This window comes from Streptomyces nidicola, assembly GCF_050106155.1.
Classification (GTDB): Bacteria; Actinomycetota; Actinomycetes; order Streptomycetales; family Streptomycetaceae; genus Streptomyces.
On sequence record NZ_JBNBPI010000001.1, the window covers coordinates 9360865 to 9380590 of the forward strand.

The window sequence follows — 19726 nt, forward strand, 5'->3', positions numbered from 1 at the left end:
GCGGGGACTCTTCGGCCGGTCCCGAAGCGTTCCGCGCCTAGCGTCGGTGGCATGAACCGAACCGTGCATGAGATCCCCCGTTACGAGGACGCGCGTGCGGCGTTGGCCAACCCTGACCTGGTGCCGGAGATGCCTGAGGCGCCGCCCGCCGCCGAGGGGAAGGAGGGCGCGTCCATGGCCTGGTTGCGGGCCACGGTGCCCCGGTTCAGCTCCGGCGCGGCGCACGCGCGGCGCCGGGCGCTGGTGGAGGCCGAGCTGGCCCGCCTCGACGTGGCGCGGCTGCGGAAGGCGGCGGCCCGGTGGCCCGAGGCCGAGGACGCGGCCCCGTACGTGGTGAGCACCCTCGCCGAGGCCCTGGGATACCGCGAACCCCACGTCGTGGCGGAGGCGGTCGGGACCGTGTCCCGTGTCTACTTCGGCGGCGAGACCCCGGAGGCCGACGCGGCGGTGACGCATCTCGTGGACCTACTGTCCCCACCGGAGGAGCGACAGGGTGAGGGCCTCCGGCGGGGACAGCAGGTCCACGACGGCCCCCAACGCCCGGACCACGCCGAGCTTGCCGCCGCCCGCATCTGCCTCCTCGTACAGGCCCGTGACGCCACCGCGGCCCTGGTGCGGCATGCCGACGCCGCCTCCGCCGACGCCCCCGTCGACGCCCGCCCCGTCGAGTGGCTGATCCACGAAACTCTGCGCAACGACCCGCCCGTCCGTGCCCTGCGCCGCGTCGCCGTCCGCGACACCCGTGTCGCCGGTAGGGACGTCGCCGCCGGGGATCTCGTGCTCCTGGACGCCACGGCGGCTGCCCCCACGGATGCCCACGAGCCCCTCGCTTTCGGGGCGCCGCCGCGCGTCTGTCCCGGCCGGGAGCACGCCATGGCGCTGGTCGCGGGTGCCCTCGCGCACCGGCAGCCCTCGGGCACCCCCTTCGCCCGTCTGCACCGCAAGGACGCGCCGCTGCTGCTGCCGAACGCCTGGGACTGTGCCTCGGCCGCCGCCCTGGCCGGCGCCGGGTTCGAGGCCGTCGGCACCACCAGCCTCGGTGTGGCCGCCGCGGCGGGGCTCCCGGACGGCGCGGGTGTCACCGCCGACGCCACGCTCGACCTGGCCCGCCGACTCGGGCGTACCCCGCTGCTGTTCACCGTCGACATGGAGGGCGGATTCAGCGACGACCCGGAGGAAGTCGCCCACCTTGCCCGCCAGTTGAGTGCCGCGGGCGCCGCCGGGATCAATCTCGAGGACGGTCGCGCCGACGGCAGCCTCACCCCGGTCCATCAGCACGCCGCGAAGATCGCGGCGGTCAAGAACGCCGTCCCCGAGCTGTTCGTCAACGCCCGCACGGACACGTACTGGTTGGGGCGTGAGCATGAAGGTACCGAGGAGCGGCTCGCCGCGTACCAACAAGCCGGCACCGACGGGCTGTTCGTGCCGGGCCTCGCCGAACCCGACCGGATCCGCGACATCGCCTCCCGCTTCGAGCTCCCGCTCAACATCCTCTACTCGCCCACCGGCCCGACCCTCGACGAGCTCGCCGCGCTGGGCGTCCGCCGCGTCAGCCTCGGCTCGCTGCTCTACCGCACGGCGCTCGGCGAGGCCGTCGCCACCGCACGCGCCGTCCGCGCCGGGCTGCGGCCCACCGGCGACACCCTCTCGTACGGGGAAGTACAGGGCCTGTAGCAGGCGGGTCAGCGCTCCGGGGCGGGGTTCGCGAGCGCCGTCGTCGTGCAGTAGCCGATCGGGCCCGCCGCGTCGTACAGCGTGCAGTGCCCGACGGCGATGCCGTCCTCCGCCGTGTGCCCCGTCGCCTCCAGGCCGATCTCGTCGCTGAGCGGGAGCCGGCTCAGGGACAGGGTGTAGTCGGCGTTGATGTAGCGCAGGCCGTGGTCGCTCGCGTGGGCGAGCGGGCTCGCGGTGTCGGCGGCCAGCGCGGCTCGGACGAGCGGGGACAGCGCCTCCCCGCCCACCAGCGGCCGGGCGTCGCGCATCCAGGAGCGCCGCCGCTGGTCACCGCTCCACTCCCGCACGGGCCGGAGCTCCTCGTCGAACCGCAGGAACTGGGTGCGCCCGTGCGGGGCCAGCAGCTCCTGCGCCGACGGCGCGTCCCACGGACCGGTCGCGGGAATGTGTCCCGGTGGTGGCGTGGCCGTGCGCAGCAGCACGGCACTGGCCCGCGCCAGCGGCTTCCCGTCGACGCCGCGCACGACCGCGTCGGCCACGCGGATCCGCCGCCCGTCCCGGACGCGCTCCGTGGTGACACCGACGGGGGCGAACGGCGCGGTGCGGAACAGATCGACCGTGAGCCGGGCGAAGTGCAGCCCCTCCTCCGCGTGTTCACGCTCCAGCGCCCGCGCGGCGAGCCCGCCCAGGAGCCGGCCGTGCACCGTGTCGGGCGCCCACCAGCCACGCGCGTGCGACTCGGGCACGAACGCGTCCGCGCTCCGGGTGAAGTAGGGCGCCGCGTCCTCGGTCTGTGCCACGTGTGTTCCCTTCAGTGCGCCGTACGCCGGTGCGTACGGGGGTCGGTCATGCGGAGCGGATCGATGTGCAGCGGATCGAGCCTGCGGATGAGCGCGAGCGTGGCGTGACAGATCGCGTCGGCGTCCCGCTTGCGCGCACACGTGCCGATCTCCCGTCCCGCCTCGCCGATGACGGAGGTGAGGACGCCGACCACCAGCCGGTCCACGGGTTCCTTGCCGGCTTCGAGCAGCACCGAGTTCTGCCGGATCCACTCGCGGCCGCGCGCCCGCCGCATCAGCTCGAAGCCGGGCGGCCCGTCGCCGTCCATCCACAACTCGATCAGGTCACGCCGCCGCCAACAGCCCTCCAGGAAGCTGCGGGTGCCGACGAGGAACAGCTCCAGCGGATCCGTCTCGCCCGCCGCCCGCGCCGCGGCCACCGCCTCGGCCGCCTCGCGCTCGCGGGAGTTCTCGTAGTCCTCCCACAGCGCGACGAACAGCTCTGTCTTGCCGCCGAAATGGTGGTAGAGGCTGCCGACGCTCGACCCCGCCCTGCGCACCACCGCGACGATCGCCGTGTCGGTGAACCCCTGCTCGCAGAAGACCTCACGGGCGGCGTCCAGCAGGGTCCGACGGGTCTGCTCCGTGCGGCTCCACTGCCACGCGTTGTCCTTGGCCGAGATCCGCTCCGCCTTGCGTGTCATCCGGTCGTCACCCCCTGCGCACCCAGTACCCGTACCGAACCGAATTTTAGAATCAGCCAATTCTCCGCGCCAGAACCTCGGTTGAACTCGTTCCGACCTCTTGACCGACCGCCGGGCCGCGGGCAACTTGAACTCATTCCTAGATTCCCGTTCCAGGATTCCCGTACGCGGGATTGAGGGGGCACTTTCATGGTCGACTTCTCGCTGTCCACCGAGGAACGTCAGATCAGGGACACCGTGCGCGCGTTCATCACCAAGGAAGTGATGCCGCTGGAGCAGGACGTCCTGCGCAACGAACGGGCCGGTCAGCCGGGTGTCGCACCCGAAGTCGTCGCCGAGCTCCGCGCCAAGGCCCGCAGGTCCGGCTTCTGGGGCGTCAACACCCCGGAGGAGTACGGCGGCATGAACCTCGGTGCCGTCATGTCGGCGATCATCGCGATGGAGATGGGCCGTACGTTCGTCCCCTTCAGCTTCGGTGGCAGCGCCGACAACATCCTCTACGCCTGCGACGACGGGCAGAAGCGGGAGTACCTGCTGCCCACCATCGAGGGCGAGCGCCGTTCCTGCTTCGCCATCACCGAACCCGGCGCCGGCTCCGACGCCCGCAACATCCGCAGCCGCGCCGTGCGCGACGGCGACGACTGGCTGATCACCGGCGAGAAGACCTTCATCACCGGGGGCAACGAGGCCGACTTCGTGATGGTGTTCGCGGTCACCGACCCGGACAAGGGCGCCGACGGCGGTGTCACCTGCTTCCTCGTCGACCGCGACATGGGCTGGAAGTCCGAACCGATCGAGACCATGGGCCAGTGGGGCCCTGCCTCGCTCGTCTTCGACGAGGTACGCGTCCCAGGACGCAACGTCCTCGGCGAGGTCGGCAAGGGCTTCGAGCTCGCCATGCAGTGGATCGGCCAGGGCCGCTACCTCATCCCCGCCCGGGCCATCGGCTCCGCCGAGCGCATGCTCCAGATGGGCGTCGACTACGCCCGCCAGCGGCACTCCATGGGCCGGCCCATCGCCGACTACCAGGCGATCCAGTGGCACATCGCCGACTCCCAGGTGGAGATCGAGTCCGCGAAGTGGCTCACCCTGTACGCGGCCTGGCGGGTCCAGCAGGGCCTCGACGCACGGCACGCCTCGTCCATCGCCAAGCTCAACGGCGCGGTGATGGCCAACCAGGTCGTCGACCGCGTCCTGCAGATCCACGGTGGCATGGGCTACACCAAGGAACTGCCCATCGAACGCTGGTACCGCGAGCTGCGGCTGCTGCGCATCTTCGAGGGCACCGACGAGATCCAGAAGCGCACCATCGCCCGCAACCTCATCAAGGGGCACGTACGACTCGGCGGGATCGGCGAGTGACCGGGCGGCGCCCGCGCATCCGGCTCTTCCGGGTGCGCGAGCTCGACCAGTACCCGGACTCCGGACAGCGGATGCGCATCCTGTCGATGGCGGTCCTCGCGGTCCTCATCGCCTCCTACGAGGGCCAGATCGCGCCCGTGGTGCCGCTGCTCCTCGACGACCTGGACATCACGCTGACCACCTACGGCGCCGTCTCCGCGACGGCGCTCGTCGCCGGGGCCATCGCGTCGATGGTCGGCGGACGACTCACCGACACCGTGGGCCGGGTGCGGCTCATCGTGCCGCTGCTGATGCTCACCGCGGGCTGCTGCTTCCTGATGACGACCGTCCACTCGGCCGGTCAACTCCTTGCTGTGCGCGCCGTGTTGTCGGTCGTCGACGGCATGGCCATGGCGGGCACCGCGCCGCTGGTGCGGGACTTCTCGCCGCGGATGGGCCGGGCGCAGGCCTTCGGCTTCTGGACCTGGGGCCCGGTCGGGGCGAGCTTCCTGGCCGCCGCGGTCGCCAGCCTCACGCTGCCGCTGTTCGACGACTCTTGGCGCTCGCAGTTCGTCATCATGGGCTCGGTGTCCCTCGTGCTCTCCGTGGTGATCGCCTTCAACATCGCGGACCTCTCACCGGAACTGCGCGCCCGCATCGTGCAGTCCGAACGGGAGACCCTCGGCCGGGCGGACCACACCCAACCGGCCCGTTCCCGCGACCTGTTCAAGCACCGCGCCATCTGGGCCCACGTGATCGGCATCGCGTCCTGGCTCGTGCTGTACGTGACACTCGTCGTGTACGGGCAGACGATGCTCGCGGAGAGCTTCGACCTCGACGCCGCGACGGCCTCGCAGATCATGGCGGCCTTCTGGACGCTGAACATCTTCACCCTCGTCCTGTCCGGCCGGTTCTCCGACCGGCTGCAACTGCGCAAGCCCTTCTGCGTCGCAGGAACGGTGGGCAGTGTGCTGCTCACCGGGTACCTGGCCGGCCTCGTCGGACGCGACGACGTCTCGCACCTGCACATCGCGATCACCGGAGCGCTCCTCGGCGGAGTGATGGGCTGCGCCTACGGGCCGTGGATGGCGAACTTCTCGGAGAACGCCGAGGACGTCGACCCACGTCTGCAGGGCACCGCCTGGGGTGTGTTCACCTTCCTGACCAAGGCGATGGGCGTGGTGGTCCTCATCGCCGTGCCCCGCGTCGTCGAATCGCACGGCTGGCGGGCCTGGCTGATCGTGTCGCTGTGCTGCATGGCCGTGTTCGTCCCCGCGTCGCTGCTCTTCCGCGGCCCGTGGCGCCGGGCGAAGGCGGCGCCGGCGGCGTCCCCGCAGGACACCCCGGCACCCGCCCCCGCGGGCGACTGACCAGCGTCAGCCGCGGGCCACCGCGATCGCTCCGGCGAGCCGCTCCCCGGCCTCGTACACCATGTACGGCACCCCGCCCTGCGTGCCGAACGAGGGGGCGGCCGCCCGGCCGTTCTCCGGGGCCGAGGCTCCCGAGTTGTAGAAGATGCCGAGGTGCTCGCGCTTCGAGAAGTCGGCGCCGACCTCCGTGACCATGAGGTCGCCACCGCTCTCCTTGTCCTTGTTGTAGACGACGTAGGCGGAACCGCCGCGCGTGAGCAGGTGCGGGCCGCCCACATTGACCGCGCCGACGTCGGAGTGCCGCACGAGCGGGGTCTGGTCGAAGGTCCAGTCACGGCCGTCGGCGGACCAACCCCAGCAGATGTCACGGTGATTGGTCGTGTTGTTCAGCATGAACAGCATCACGTAGTGGGCGCCGCGAGCCGGCAGTTCGTGCGCGAAGACACGGGCGTACGAGGTCTCGGTGGTGCCGCTCGGCATCATCGAGGTCGACAGGACCACCTTGTCGTACGTGAAGTTGACGCCGTCCTTCGAGCGGGCGAGGCGCGTCGTGGTGTTCTCGCCGTGGAAGTACAGCCAGAACTCCCGGTGTTGGGGCATCCACTGCACGTGCGGCGAAGAGACGTGGCTGACCGAGTAGTGCGGGTCCCACTTGTTCGACACGATCGGGTTGTCCGGGTACTCCGTGAACGGGCCCTCCAGCGAGTCCCCGTACGCGAGGCAGACGCCGCCGGGCGCGTCGTGCGGCGCGTAGTACAGGTAGTAACGGCCCAGTGGATCGGCCAGCTTGTCGAAGACACCGCGGACCGTCGGGAAGATGATCTCGCCCGTCGGGTTGTACGTGAGGTCGGCGGGGGAGAGCAGCGTGCGGACGTAGGTGTAGTCGGGGAATCCGCCCGGCGCGGCCGAGGCCGAGGGGGCCGGGAGCCCGCCCAGCGCCACGGCCGAGCCCGTGACGGCGGCGGCGCGCAGGAAGGTACGACGGTGCATGGTCAACTCCTCGAGTCGAGTCCGTTGATGTCAGAGGTGGGTCGCGGCCGTGACGCACAGACCGCCGAGCGCCACCACCCACACGTACGGCAGGGTGCGCACCATCACCTGCTGCGGTGACACCCCCGCGTACTGGGCGGCCCACACCGTCTGGGTGCTGGTCGGGTCGGCGACGCCGAAGACCTGGTTGTACGAGGTGGTCATGCCGAGCACGGCGACCGCCGGATACACGCCGGTGGCGATGAGGACGCCCGCGATGCCGGCGCCGAGGCCGAACACATTGAGGGGACCCCGGTACAGGCACAGCGGCACGAGCACGGTGAAGACGAGGACGAACAGCACCGCGTTCTGTGGGCTGACCGCCTTCACCAGCGGCTCCAGCGCGTCGACCGCGCCCGGCAGGTTCACCGCGGCGAGCAGGATGCCGATCGCCACGAACAGTGTGATCGGAGGGGCGGCCACCTCGAAGCCGCCGTACAGGGTGCGCAGCAGGCGGCGGTTCATGTCGCGCGGCCGCGTCGTCGTCACCAGCGCGTACAGCACACCCGCCAACAGCGAGGGAATGATGGCCAGTTCGAAGCCGAGCGCGAGCACCAGTGGGACGATCGGCGTCAGCAGCGCGTACCACGGGGCGTCGCCGAGCGGCTTGCGCTCCCGGGCCCGCGGCTTGTCCTGGACCGAGCGCAGCGACCATGTGTGCTCCACACCGCGTCGCCGCGATTCGATCAGCACGTAGGCGAGGGCCGTCACGAGGGCGAACGGGAACAGCTTCACCATGAAGCCGCGCACCGTGGGGATCGGCAGGTCGAGGGCGGTGGAGAAGAACTGCCACACCGGCAGCTCGAACGGGATGCCCACGGCGATCCCCATCAGGATCGTCCCGGCGGCCGTCACCTTCGGGACACCCACCGCGATCATCGCCGGGATCCCGATGAGTCCGGCGAGCATCGCCGCGGGAGCGGACCCGGTCACCGTGCCCACGAGCGCCGACACGGCGAGCACGCCGAGCGCCACGAACACCGGCCGGTCACCGCCGAATTCGACGATCTTGCGGACCAGGGTGCCCGCGATGCCGGTCTCCTCCAGGAGCTTGCCGAGCCACGAACCGAGCAGGATCGCGATCATCGTCGCGGCGAGCGCCGGGGCACCTTCTTGGAGGACCGTGTCCAGGACGCTGTTCTTGCCGGTCAGCGGGGCGCCCGCAAGGAACGCGATCACCACGGCGAGCAGCACGAGGGCGAACGCGGTGGGGAGTTTGCGGCTCAGCATGGCGGCCACTCCGGCCGCCATGACGAGCAGGATGACGACACCCATGTCACTTCTCGCTTCTGTCGGGGTGTACGGCTCTGTCGGGTGATGTCAGGGCTGCGCCCAAGGCCTCCGTGAGCAGCAGCGCGCTGCGGCCCAGGCCGCAGGCGACGCGCGCGTAGGCGTGCGCGGCCAGCTCGTCGGCGCCCGCGACATGCGCGTACACGCGGCGCCGCCCGAGTCGCAGCGCCGTGTGTCCGAGCGTCCGCTTGAACTCGGCCCGCACGCGCGCGTGGTGGAGATGTTCATGGGCCCGTTCGTGGGCGAGCGCCGCCGCCCGCACCGAGCCCTCGGGGAACCAGGCGCGCCAGCCCCGCTCGTCGACGAGCCGTTCGGCGCGGTCGATGGTGTCGACGTACAGCTCGATCTGCGCGGGCCTCGACCGGAAGCGGGCGAGCAGCCCCTCGGTGAGACCACCGTCGCGCTCGGCGATCCGCGCGGTCATCGCGCCGGGGGCCAGGCGCGCCCCGAACTCCTCGGCGGCGAGCGCCCATTGACGCAACAGGAGCGGATCCCGGCCCTCGTGCGTCGGGGTGCCCGCGAGCAGCCGAACCGCCAGGTCCAGGTCGTGGTCCCGGTCGGCGCCGCCGCTCATGCGCGGGACTCCACGACCGCCACCACCGGCTCATCGGCCGCGCGCGCCCGCAACTCGCTGCGCGCGAGGGCCAGCAGCGCGTCGGGTTCGAGCACCCCCGACAGATCGGCGATCCGGCCACCGACGAGCAGCCGCACCGCGGGCGCCCGCATCCCGCCGTCCCCGTACGAGGTGGCGTCCCGCACCAGCGTCGCGAGCGCCTCGCCGGCCGCGCCCACGGTCGTCGTCTCCACCCGCGCGTCCGGCGCCCCGAGCCGCACGACACCGTCCGCGTCGACCACCCGCACCGGCCGCCGCGTGCCCCGGAGCCGGCGCCGCACCTCGGTGCCGTACACGGTGTACGCGTCGGTGCCCGCCAGCACGTCGACGGCTGTCTGCTGGGTCTTGAGGCTGGTGGCGGCCGCCTTCAGCCGCTCCGTTTCGTCGGCCCGGTGCGCCCGGTCCTGCGTGCGCAGTTCGGTGGCGCCGGTGGCGACGGCCCGCACCGTGCTGGTCTGCGGGTCGACGGTCACCTCGACCTCGACACCGTCGGCCGCGGCGCCTTGCGCGACGACCGCCCGCTCGGCCTCGGCCCGTACGGCGAGGATCTGCTCCTGGGTGGCACCCGGCACGATCCGCTCGACCTGCTCGCGCACCAGCGCGAGGGCCACGCCGATCGGGCTGATCACCTCGCTGTGCCGGGCGATCCGCCCTTCCATGTCGGTGGTCGCCGCGAGATGCGGGGTCACGGACGCGGCGCCGCCGCCCCCGCCGACCAGGACCGCGGTGTCGCGGTCGAGCCGGTAGTCCTTGACCATCGCGTCCACGACCGCTTGCACCAGCGCGGCCCCCGCGTCGAGCACGGCACGCGCCGCCCCCGCCACGTCGGTGCCGAGCCGGGCGGCCAGCGGGGCCAGCGCGGCCCGCGCCACCTCCTGATCGCAGCGCGCGAAGTCACCCTCCGGCACCCGCCCGAGCGCGTTCGCCGCACACGTCATCGTGACCGCGAACCGACCGCCCGCAGCGTCGAGCACCACATGGTCGTCCGGGTCACCGGCCATAGGTGACACCGTGCCGAGCTTCGCGTCCCGCAGCTCGTCGAGCGTGGCGAAACACGCGTACGGCAGGCCCGCGATGTGCGCGCTGCGCGGCCCGACACCCGCCACCTTGCCCTGTCCGAGACGCACCATCGAGCCGCCGCCGACCCCGACCGTGCGCACATCAAGGGCGTTCAGATACGAGGTCTTGCCGAGGATCGTCGCGTGCCGCACCGCGACCTTGCCGCGCCGCACCACACTGATGTCCGTCGACGTGCCACCCGTCTCCAGGAACACCCCCTCGCTGATCCGCTCCTGCATCAGCGCGCCCGCGACTCCGGCCGCCGGACCCGACAGGACGGTCAGCAGCGGCCTGCGCCGCATCTCGGCGAGCGACATGACACCGCCGTCGCAGCGCATCACCATCAGCGGGGCGTCCACCCCCGCCTTGGTGATCGAGGAGTCGACGAGTTCCGCGGTCGCGAGCATCCGGGGCAGGATCGCCGCGTTCACCACCGCCGTACGCGTCCGCTTGTGCAGCCCGTACAGCGACGTGATCTCGTGCGCCGCCGCCATCGGCAGCCCTGAGGACTGCGCCGCGTCGAGCACGGCCTGCTCCCCGTCGGGCCGGTCGACCCCGAACGGCTCGGTGGCGACGAGGACTTCGGCGCCCTCCTCCTGTACGCGGGTCACGGCGGCCCGCACCGCGTCGGTGTCGAACGGGTCCGGGACATGCGCGTACGCGAGCGGCAGCTTCTTGCCCGGTGTGAGCTCCAGCTTGCCGAGCGCGGCGAGCCGCCGGGTCAGCACCGCTCCCGCGCCCGTGCCGATGCCGATGAGCCCGACCGTCGCCACGTCGCCCTCCAGGAGCGCGTTCGTGGCCTGCGTCGTGCCGTGCGCCAGAAACGTGACATCGGCCGGGGTGCGGTCGACCTGTTCGAGGAGCCGGTCGAGTGCCTGCACGATGCCGTGCGCGACACCGTCCTCGTGATGATGACTCGTGGGCACCTTCACCTGGCCCACCAGAGCGAGCGTCGCCGCGTCGACGGCAACGGCGTCCGTGAACGTGCCGCCCACGTCGATCCCGACGCGTATCCGTGTGCTCATGTCGTACGCACCTCCTTGTGCGTTGTCGGTCGGAGCGCCGGCCGGTCGGTCAGTAGCCGCGCACATCGGGCCAGTGCCGCTGCACACCCGACCGGTCGAGCAGCCGCCCGAACTCGTCGAACCGCTTGTCCTCCGCCTGTACTTGATGCGGCGTCACGTCCTCGGCCAGGCAGTGCGCGGCCAGCGCGCCCGCGACCTCGCCGATGTTCCACTCCACCGGGTGCAGTCGGTAGCAGCCGTTGGTGATGTGGGTGGTGCCGATGTTCTTGCCGGCAGGCAGCAGATTGCGCACCCGCCGCGGCACCAGCGCGCCCAGCGGGATCTCGAACGGCACCGAACCGACGTCGATGTAGTTGTCACCGCCGGTGGAGGGGTGCAGGTCGATGCGGTAGTTGCCGACACCGACCGAGTCCCGGTAGCGCGTCCTGCCGTACGGGCCGACGACGTCGATGGCGACGTCCTGCTCCACGACCGTCGTCACCGCCTTGATCCGCCGCGACTCCCGGACGTACGGCGCCTTCGCGAGGCCGTCCGTCGTGCCGGTCACATCGGGGCGGATCCGCAGCCCCGGGAAGCCGGTGCCGCCGTCGGCGCGCGGGGCCTCGGTCTGTAGCCAGTACAGGACGGACAGCGACAACTGCCGCGCCTCGCGCAGCGCTTCGGCCTCCTGCCCGATGTACGGCTTCAACCAGTAGTCGTTCAAAGGCCAGTTGACGAGCGTGATGTCCGAGTCGAAGGCGCCCGGCTGGTGCAGCTTGCGGGCGAGGATCCGCCGGAAACCCCACAGCTCCTTGTCACCCGCGTCGGCGCTCTGGTCGGCGCTCACGGCGAGCGGGTCGAGCTCCGGGTTCGGCACGAAGGTGCGGGGGACCGGTGCGAGGCTGCGCGGGTCGGGCGCCTCGAAGCCGAGCAGCGGGCCCGGCCAGAAATCCGGCCGGTAGGAGCGCCAGAAGTCGTACGTCTCGGGGCGGTCGATGGTGTGGTCCTCGCCCTCGTGGTGCGAGAGCGCGAAGCACACCGTGATGCCCTGCTGATTGTCCGGCTGCGCCTCGGCGGGCGCGTGCGGTTCGCTGAACTCCCCTTGCGCCTCTGCACCGTTGGCGTGCTCGACACCCGCCAGGGCGAGCAACTCGCCGGTCTCGGTGGCGTCGATGACATACGGAGGCGTGAATCCGCGGACGATGCCGGTGCGCAGATCGCGTACGGAGACCGTGGTGATGACATCGTTGTCCGACTCGGCGGACACCGCCCGGTGCTCCGTCAGAACGGTCAGCAGCCCGCTCGCCCGGTGCGGCGCGAGCATCCCCTCGATGACGGCGAGCGCGATCCGCGGCTCGTGGCACAACTTGCTGACCCGGCCCGCGCCCGGATTGAACTCGGGCAGGGCGAGCGCCTCGCCGCGCAGTGGATACCACTGCCGGTAGTACGCGCGGATACCCTCGCGCAGCGCCCGGTACGAGGCCGTCGTGCCGAACTGCTCCACCCACGGGTGCTCGTCCGGCGGTACGGCTTGCGCGGTGAGCTGCCCGCCGATCCAGTCAGTCTCCTCGGTGAGCACGACACGGCGCCCCGCGCGGCAGGCGGCAAGCGCCGCGGCGACACCGCCGAGGCCGCCGCCGACGATGAGGATCTCCGGTTCGGGAAACACATGACTCCTTCGTGCGTGCTGTACGTGTGCGTGCGCGTGTCGTTGTGTACGTGTGTGGCTCTGTACATGTGTCGCTCTGTGCGTGTGTGGTGCTATGGCTCTGTACGTGTGTCGCTCACGGCCGGGGCGCCTGTCCGGCCGTGAGTCCGGCCCGGAACTCGCAGGCCACCAACGGCTCGTCCGCCTCCTCACCGGCCACCTGGGCGGACAGCAGCCGCACCGCCGCCGCGCCCAACTCGTGCCGGGGCACGTCGAACCCGGTCGGCACGGGGCCCGCGGCCAGCTCCGGCGGCGGGCTGCCGAGCAGTGCCAGGGAGACATCCCCCGGACACGAGAGCCCCGCCTCCGCCACCACCCCGCTCAGCGCCCGCCACGCCGCCCCGGTGTCCGTCTCCTCGGCGACGAACGCCGTCACGCCGTCCGCGACCAGCTCCCGGACCCGCTCGGTCGTCATCTCGGCCACCGGATCCACGCACCGCAGCACGGAGTCCGGGCCGCCCGTGAGTCCCGCCCCTTCGAGCCCGTCGAGGAATCCCTGCTGACGGTCGGTGGAGGCGGGGGCGTCGTCGTCCTCGCGCACGAGCACGATGCGGCGATGCCCCAACTCGGCGAGATGCGCGACCACTTCGCGGCTCGCGCTCACGTAGTCGGCACCCACCCACGCGAGCCCTTCCAACTCCTCCCTGCGCCCGAGGTGCACGACCGGGAAGCCGTCGGCGACGAGCCGCTTCAGTTCGGCGCGCGGCACATGCCGGCCGAGGAAGAGGCAGCCGTCGGCGAGCCGCACCCGGCTGAGCGCGTCCGGACCGCCACCGCTGGACGCGGTGAAGAGGACCAGGTCGTAGCCGCGCGCGGCGGCCTCCTGCTCCACACCCACCAGGAACGGGTAGTACGAGTGCTGCACATCGGTCGGGAACGTCGACGTGAAGCTGAAGACGCCGAGCAGGTTGTTGCGGGCGGCCGCGAGACGGCGGGCGGCCGGGTCGGGAACGTAGCCGAGGCTGCGCGCCGCATCGAGGACGCGCTGGCGGGTCTCCTCGGAGATCGTCGCGCCCTTGCCGTCGCGGCGGGCGTTCAGGACCAGCGAGACGGTCGCCTGCGACACACCGGCGAGCCGCGCCACCTCGGCCTGCCGGGGACGGGACTTCCGGCCCGCCGGAGCCGGGGCACGCCCCGGCTTCGCCCGCTTCCTGGGTTGCTCCACGCCTGCCGCTCCTCGGGGTGTCCGCCGTTGGTAATGCGTATTAGGTAATGCGCATTAACGGGTACTGTGCGGGCGGCTCCCGCGCGGGGTCAAGGGGTTGTACGGAGATTTCTGATGCTCAACGAGAGTGCCGCGCACACCGGTTGAGCACGCGCCGCGCACACCGGTTGAGCACGCCGAGTGACCCGGCCGCAGAGCGCGACCGGGTCACTCCAGAGACGGCGATACGCAGGTCAGCGCACGGAGAGCCGGACCAGGCGCGCGTCCGTGGCCCGACCGCCGGTCACCTTGAAGGCGACGTAACGGGCCGTGGCCGAGCCGAGCGACAGCGACCGGTCCGGCCGCTTCCCGTCGAGCCGGCCCGCGAGCCGGTAGTCGAGGCCGTCGGCGCTGAGTTCCACCTCGGCGGCGGGCGCGCCACCGACCGTCCACTGCGCCTCCACGGTGCGCAGCGCGACCTCTTCGCCGAGGTCGACGACCAGACGCCCGCCGGGCCCCGGGCGCCACGAGGTGCCGGGGTCGCCGTCCACCGCTGCCGCCGGGCCGGACATGCCTGCGGGCAGCGGGCTGGTCGGGAAGACGGTCCGGCCGAGCGCGCGGTCGTCCAGCGGGAAGGCGGTGGCGCAGGGGAGGTGCAGCGTCGTCTCCCGCGCACGGGACACCGTGGCCACGGCGTGACGGCCCTGCGCCTCCACACGGACCCGGCACGCCGCCCCGGAGAGCCGGAGGGTGGCGCCGTCGACCACACGGGCGCGCAGGCCGGCGGGCAGCCGATCGCCGGTCAGCGGAGCCAGCGTGAACCGGGGAGCGAGCAGCACCGCCTCGGCCGCGTCGAGGTCCACGCGGTAGGTGACACCGTCGTCGGTGACACTCTGGTCTCCTTGGAAGACGGTGCGGCGGTCACCGGACTGCGGGACCTCGGCCGTGGTGGCGACCCGTTCGCCCGACAGATTGAACAGGCTCAAGTATCCATCCGTGAGCGCCACTTGGACCCCGTCGGCCTTTGCCGTGGGGGCGGGCCCGCGGGCGGCCGCGCGCAGTGCGCTCGCCGACGCGCCTGCGAAGCCTTCGACCAGGACGGGCGCCGCCGGACCGTCGGCCGCCACGATCGTGTCGCCGTACACCGTGAGCGGGTGCTCGCCGCCGCGGACGACGAGTCCGGCCCTGCCGTCGACGTCGAGCCAGCCGCCACGGCTGCTCACGTCCGGCTTCGGCCAACTGGCCAGGTCCTCCCAGGTCTCGCCGTCGGCCGAGCCCTGGATGCGGTAGGCGCGGCCCGCGGCGGCCTCCCAGCGCAGTGTTACCTGGTCGATGTCGTGCCGCGCGCCGAGGTCCACCGCGAGCCAGCTGTCCGCGCGCGGCCGGTCGGCCTTGGACACGGCCCACCGGGTCTCCGGGTCACCGTCGACGGCGAGCCCCGGCCCCTTGCCCGTCTCGCTCGACGACGCGGTCGCCGCCGCGCCGCGCGCGAGGTCCGCCCCGTCCGCGCCGCCGCGCACTTCCAGGGCGAACAGCGAGTACCCGTACGTCGGATCGGGCCGCACACCGAGCATGCGGATGTGCTGGACGGCGGTGCGCGGGACGTCCACCTGGTCGACGCGCGCCGCCGAGCCCGAGCCGTCCTGCGCCCGGACGGAGGCGCTGCCCTCCTCGAAGCGGTACGTGCGCGATCCGTCGAGCCCCGCCATGCCGGGCATCGTGAGGTTGTGGATCTCCAGATGCCCCTCGCCCGCACCGGTGCCGGACGTCGCGTAGACGACCGATCCTGTCGGCAGCGTCGCGAACCCCGCGTATCCGCCGTCCAGTCGGAGGACGCTCGCGCTGCCGTCGAAGCCGTCGCGCAGGGACTCGTAGAGCCGCACCGCGCGGTGCGAGGCCTTGCCCTTGGAGGAGGGAAGGAACATCGGCGTCGCGCCGCTCAGCTTGAACAACCAGTCGTCGTGCCCCGGCTGCCAGGCGAACTTCACGAAGTCGGGCTTGCTGACGGTGCCCGCCCACGCGGCCGGTGTCTGGTGCGAGACGAGGCCGGGACCGGTGCCGAAGTCCGTGACCCCGGACGCGTGGGCGAACAGCTCCTCCGCCGAGTACGGATGGACCGGGTCGCGCCCCTCTTTCGCCGCCCACACATGCAGCAGATAGCTGATGGCCAGCTCGGCGCGCGCCTCCGGCTCGTACTTCGGCTCCCCGGAGAACTTGGCGAGGCGGTGCTCCGGCGGATACTTCTGGTACGCCTCCAGCCGCTCGGCCAGCGCCTGCTCGGCGCGGGCCGCCGCCCGGTCGCCCACCACCTGCGCGAAGAACGCGAGCGGGATGACGTCCCGGCCGTACAGGTGCTCGCGGTCGTTCACCATCGGCATCAACGGCTCACCGGCGTCGCTCATCACACCAAGGAGCGTGCGCCACAGCGGCTCGGCGTTCGGCTGCTTCGTCAGCACCTCGGGCAGCGGCCGGCCCGCCGCCAGGAAGTGCGCGGCGTTCCGTCCCGAGGTGCGCCACAACTCCTCCTGGTAGTGCGGGCCGAAGGAGCCGTGGTTCTCGACGATGAACGTGTCGTACAGGTTCCGCGCGGTGTTGCGCGAGACGCGCACGCCGTCGACGAGCGCCGGATTGGCCAGGTCGGCGGGCGGTAGACCGGCCTCGTTGCGCGACCACGTGCCGTAGCCGGACTCCCAGTCGCCATGGCGCGGGTCGTCGGGGGCCCAGGCCAGGGCGGGCGCGAGGGTCTGCGCGTACAGACCCATCTCTTCCAGCTTGGTGTCACCGACGTGGCCGCCCTTGAGCCCGTTCGGCGTCCAGTCGCCTGAGTCGGGGTCGTCACCCGTCCCCAACGACGTGGTGTACGCGGCCTGTTCGCGCGTGATGGTGTCGATCCGGTCGCGCGTCGTGCCGTCGAGCTCGTCCCACAGGAGGCGCGCGGCGAGCACGAAGTACGACTGGAAGGTGGTGTCGAAGAACAGCTTGCCACCCCACTCGGTGCCGCCCGTGAGCCGGTTCGACGCCGCGAAGTGCCGGATGGTGGCGAGCGTGCGCGCCTTGAGGGTGTCCCGGTCGATGCCGGCCCGGTCACCGTCGTACGTGCCCTGCGTCAGCAGGACCGCGTTTCCGAGGACGACAGCGAACCCGAAGTCCTTCGCCGTGTAGTGGCCGAGCGCCGCGTCCCACTGGGTCTCGGACCAGCGGGTGTGGTCGAGCAGCACCCGGTGGTAGGTGGCGGCGATGTCGTCCGGGGGAGCGGCCGAACGCTCAGCCGCTCGCGCCGGGTTCGTGCCGGTGAGAGTGGGGAGGGCCGCCATGGCCCCCGTCAGGCCGACGGCCTGCAGGAATCTGCGGCGATGGAGCTGCGGGAGGTGGTGCGGCATGGCCAGGACCTCTTTCGCGAATCACGAGACAACGTTGTCAGGTGGAAGGGGCTCAGTATTCGATCTGTGTCGGCGGGCGTCAACGGTCGGACGGAGAGGGCGTGCTGGCCGATACGTGTCCGCGGGCGATGCGTCGTCCGCGGACACGTATCGGCCGGCACCGTGGTCAGTCGCGGGTCCTGGTGAGGATCGCGCGGAGTTCGGGCACGGGGAGCTTCGGCTCGCGGTCCGCCGTCAGCAGGCCGTTGACCTCCTGCTCGGTGTCGGTGAACTGGGTGTAGCAGAAGCCGGCGAGCCCCGAGTTCACGGCGGCCCCCACCAGGGAGGACAGCCGCTCCGCGAAGTCCTTCTCGGTGGCGACGGTGTCGTAGCCGAACCACTCGGCGCCCTCGGCCGGTTCGAAGGTGGCGCCGCCGAACTCGCTGAGCACGACCGGCTGCCCCTGGTGGCGCACGCCGTCCAGCGTGAGGCGCCGGACACCGGGCCAGCGCTCGGTCAACTCGCCCCGGCGCAGGGACGCATGGCCATAGCGTTCACGCAGCACATCGGCGCTCTGCGTGTAGTCGTGCACGCCCCACATGTCACCGGCCGAGATCTCCCAGCCGTCGTTGGAGACGGCGGGTCGCGAGGGGTCGAGGGCCTTCGTCAGGTGGTACAGGGCGTCCATGAAGTGGCGCTGCTCGGGGACGAGCGCCGGATTGGGCGCGGACCACGACTCGTTGAGGGGAATCCAGGCGACGATCGAGGGGTGGCTCAGGTCGCGCGAGACCGCCTCCGTCCACTCGGCGACCACCCGCTCGACGGTGGTCGTGGAGAACGCGTACGCGGAAGGCATCTCGCCCCACAGTACGAGGCCGATCCTGTCCGCCCAGTACAGGAAGCGCGGATCCTCGATCTTCTGGTGGATGCGCAGCCCGTTGAGGCCGATCTCCTTGGCCAGTTCGGCCTCCCGGCGCAGCTCCTCGCCCGACGCCGCGAGGTGCGAGCCCGGCCAGTAGCCCTGTTGCAGCGCGAGCCGCAGGAAGTACGGCTTGTGGTTGAGGAGGAAGAGACCGTCGTCCCAGCCGATGTCACGTAGCCCCAGGTACGACGAGACACGGTCGACGGTCGCACCGTCCGAAGCATGGGTGACCTCGACCGTCGCGTCCACGAGGTGCGGGCGCTCCGGGCTCCACAGCACACCGTCCAGATCCTGACCGTTGCGCAGCGCGGGCACCGCGACGTCGAACGTCGTCTCCTGGCCTTCTACGAGAGTCCGCTGGTCGGCCAGGACGCGCTCGCCCAGCGCGAGACGCACCGACACAAGCACGGGCGACGCCGGCCAGCCGCTCAGGCGCACCCGGCAGCGGACGCGGGCGTTCGCGACGTCGGGAGTCCAGTGCAGCGTCGTCACGTGCAGTTCGGGCACCTCCTCCAGCCACACGGGCTGCCAGATGCCCGACGTGCGGTGGTACCAGATGACGTGCGGGTCGCGGTGCCAGTCCTGCTTGCCGCGCGGCTGTGTCACGTCGAGCGGCTGGTCCTCCGCGCGCACCACGAGGACATGTTCGCCGTCCCCGCCGAGCATGTCCGTGACATCGCAGGAGAAGCCGGTGTGACCGCCCTCGTGCCGGCCGACCAGCCGGCCGTCCACCCAGACCTCCGCACGGTGGTCGACCGCGCCGAAGTGCAGGAGCAGGCGGCGGCCCGCGGCGGGCCGGGACACGTGGATCGTGCGCCGGTACCAGAGCACGGGGTGGAAGCCGGCGTCCCGCACCCCGGACGCCTCGGACTCGGGCGGATAGGGCACGGTCACGACGCCGGTGAACGGCTCGGTGACCTCCGGATCCATCCAGCGCTCCGTGCGGCCGTGGTCGGCGTCGTCACGGGCGAACCGCCACGGACCGCTCAGGTCGCGCCAGTCCGGGTCCCGGACGAGCTGCGGCCGGGGGTGTCCTGCGACGTCGAGGTGGGTGTGGGACAAGGAGAACTCCGTTGGTGTGGTGCGCTGTTCAGGGGACGGGCCGGGGTGTCAGTTCGTGGGGGAGCGGAGGTCGACGGCCGTGGCGGCGAAGGCCAGCGGGCCGGGCAGCAGCGGGACGAGCATCGGCATCGCCCACGCGAGGAGCACGGACAGGACCACGGCGCCCGCGAGGAGCAGGCTGCCGCGCGGATCGGCGACCGAGCGGACGAGCCCCTCGCGGGCGGACAGCCGATGCGGCTCCTCCAGCGCCGTGGCCCGCAGCCCTATGACCGCGGCCCCCAGCGCGAGCAGCAACAGGGCGGGCGCCCATACCTTCGCTCCCGGCAGATCGGCGGCGACCAGCCGGCTGTCGAGCAGCAGGAGCAGGGCGAAGAGCGGCGGGAGGAGGCCGGCAAGGAGTGTGCGCGCGCCGAGACGTGCGCGCAGCTCACCGACGTATCCGCGGACACTGATCTGGACGCCGCTGCGCGCCGTGCCCCGCAGTGTCGCCGACGCCGCCGAGAAGGCGACGGGCGCCGTGACGACGGGCAGGCAGGCGACGCTGGTCAGCAGGCCGACGAGCAGCATGTCCGCGAAGAGCGAGAAGCCGCCGCCGAACACCTCGCCGGGCTCCCGGCGTTGCCGTCCCGCGCCGCGTGGCGCGACAGGTGTGTGAGTCATGTGCGTGT

Annotated in this window: 14 protein-coding genes; 3 read left to right on the forward strand and 11 right to left on the reverse strand. The window is 72.0% G+C overall.

The window, feature by feature from the left end; genetic code table 11:
• Nucleotides 1–51 precede the first annotated feature (51 nt).
• The gene (locus ACOKM3_RS42170; RefSeq protein WP_426906604.1) at nucleotides 52–1674 is read left to right on the forward strand and encodes an isocitrate lyase/phosphoenolpyruvate mutase family protein; all 1623 of its coding nucleotides are present in this window, start codon (nucleotides 52–54) and stop codon (nucleotides 1672–1674) included.
• 8 nt (nucleotides 1675–1682) lie between these two features.
• Here the strand turns inward: ACOKM3_RS42170 and ACOKM3_RS42175 are convergent, their stop codons facing one another.
• Together ACOKM3_RS42175 and ACOKM3_RS42180 are read right to left on the reverse strand one after the other, a co-directional pair.
• On the reverse strand, nucleotides 1683–2474 hold the full coding sequence (locus tag ACOKM3_RS42175; RefSeq protein ID WP_426906605.1) for a thioesterase family protein: 792 nt from the start codon (nucleotides 2472–2474) through the stop codon (nucleotides 1683–1685).
• Nucleotides 2475–2485: 11 nt separating this feature from the next.
• On the reverse strand, nucleotides 2486–3157 hold the full coding sequence (locus ACOKM3_RS42180) for a TetR/AcrR family transcriptional regulator (RefSeq protein WP_426906606.1): 672 nt from the start codon (nucleotides 3155–3157) through the stop codon (nucleotides 2486–2488).
• Between the two features lie 189 nt (nucleotides 3158–3346).
• On the opposite strand from ACOKM3_RS42180, the gene ACOKM3_RS42185 reads away from it, so the two are divergent.
• The gene (locus ACOKM3_RS42185; RefSeq protein WP_426906607.1) at nucleotides 3347–4519 is read left to right on the forward strand and encodes an acyl-CoA dehydrogenase family protein; all 1173 of its coding nucleotides are present in this window, start codon (nucleotides 3347–3349) and stop codon (nucleotides 4517–4519) included.
• Nucleotides 4516–5868, forward strand: a complete 1353-nt coding sequence (locus ACOKM3_RS42190; protein ID WP_426906608.1) for an MFS transporter — start codon at nucleotides 4516–4518, stop codon at nucleotides 5866–5868. Before ACOKM3_RS42185 ends, ACOKM3_RS42190 begins: the two co-directional genes overlap by 4 nt.
• Before the next feature lie 6 nt (nucleotides 5869–5874).
• On the opposite strand, the gene ACOKM3_RS42195 is transcribed toward ACOKM3_RS42190, so the two are convergent.
• The 9 genes from ACOKM3_RS42195 to ACOKM3_RS42235 all read right to left on the reverse strand — a co-directional run bounded on the left by ACOKM3_RS42195 (nucleotide 5875) and on the right by ACOKM3_RS42235 (nucleotide 19718).
• Complete coding sequence (locus ACOKM3_RS42195; RefSeq protein WP_426906609.1) at nucleotides 5875–6858, reverse strand: twin-arginine translocation signal domain-containing protein; 984 nt, start codon at nucleotides 6856–6858, stop codon at nucleotides 5875–5877.
• Nucleotides 6859–6888: 30 nt separating this feature from the next.
• Nucleotides 6889–8172, reverse strand: a complete 1284-nt coding sequence (locus ACOKM3_RS42200; RefSeq protein WP_426906610.1) for a TRAP transporter large permease — start codon at nucleotides 8170–8172, stop codon at nucleotides 6889–6891.
• Between the two features lies 1 nt (nucleotide 8173).
• Complete coding sequence (locus ACOKM3_RS42205) at nucleotides 8174–8761, reverse strand: hypothetical protein (protein WP_426906611.1); 588 nt, start codon at nucleotides 8759–8761, stop codon at nucleotides 8174–8176.
• On the reverse strand, nucleotides 8758–10884 hold the full coding sequence (locus tag ACOKM3_RS42210) for a hydantoinase/oxoprolinase family protein (protein ID WP_426906612.1): 2127 nt from the start codon (nucleotides 10882–10884) through the stop codon (nucleotides 8758–8760). Before ACOKM3_RS42210 ends, ACOKM3_RS42205 begins: the two co-directional genes overlap by 4 nt.
• Before the next feature lie 49 nt (nucleotides 10885–10933).
• Nucleotides 10934–12532, reverse strand: a complete 1599-nt coding sequence (locus ACOKM3_RS42215) for an FAD-dependent oxidoreductase (protein ID WP_426906613.1) — start codon at nucleotides 12530–12532, stop codon at nucleotides 10934–10936.
• Between the two features lie 115 nt (nucleotides 12533–12647).
• Nucleotides 12648–13736, reverse strand: a complete 1089-nt coding sequence (locus tag ACOKM3_RS42220) for a LacI family DNA-binding transcriptional regulator (protein WP_426906614.1) — start codon at nucleotides 13734–13736, stop codon at nucleotides 12648–12650.
• A 233-nt stretch (nucleotides 13737–13969) separates the two neighbouring features.
• Complete coding sequence (locus ACOKM3_RS42225; protein ID WP_426906615.1) at nucleotides 13970–17095, reverse strand: discoidin domain-containing protein; 3126 nt, start codon at nucleotides 17093–17095, stop codon at nucleotides 13970–13972.
• Nucleotides 17096–17261: 166 nt separating this feature from the next.
• Complete coding sequence (locus tag ACOKM3_RS42230; RefSeq protein ID WP_426906616.1) at nucleotides 17262–19058, reverse strand: sugar-binding domain-containing protein; 1797 nt, start codon at nucleotides 19056–19058, stop codon at nucleotides 17262–17264.
• A gap of 48 nt (nucleotides 19059–19106) precedes the next feature.
• Entirely contained in the window at nucleotides 19107–19718 is a 612-nt protein-coding gene (locus ACOKM3_RS42235) for a hypothetical protein (RefSeq protein ID WP_426906617.1), read from the reverse strand.
• Nucleotides 19719–19726 lie beyond the last annotated feature (8 nt).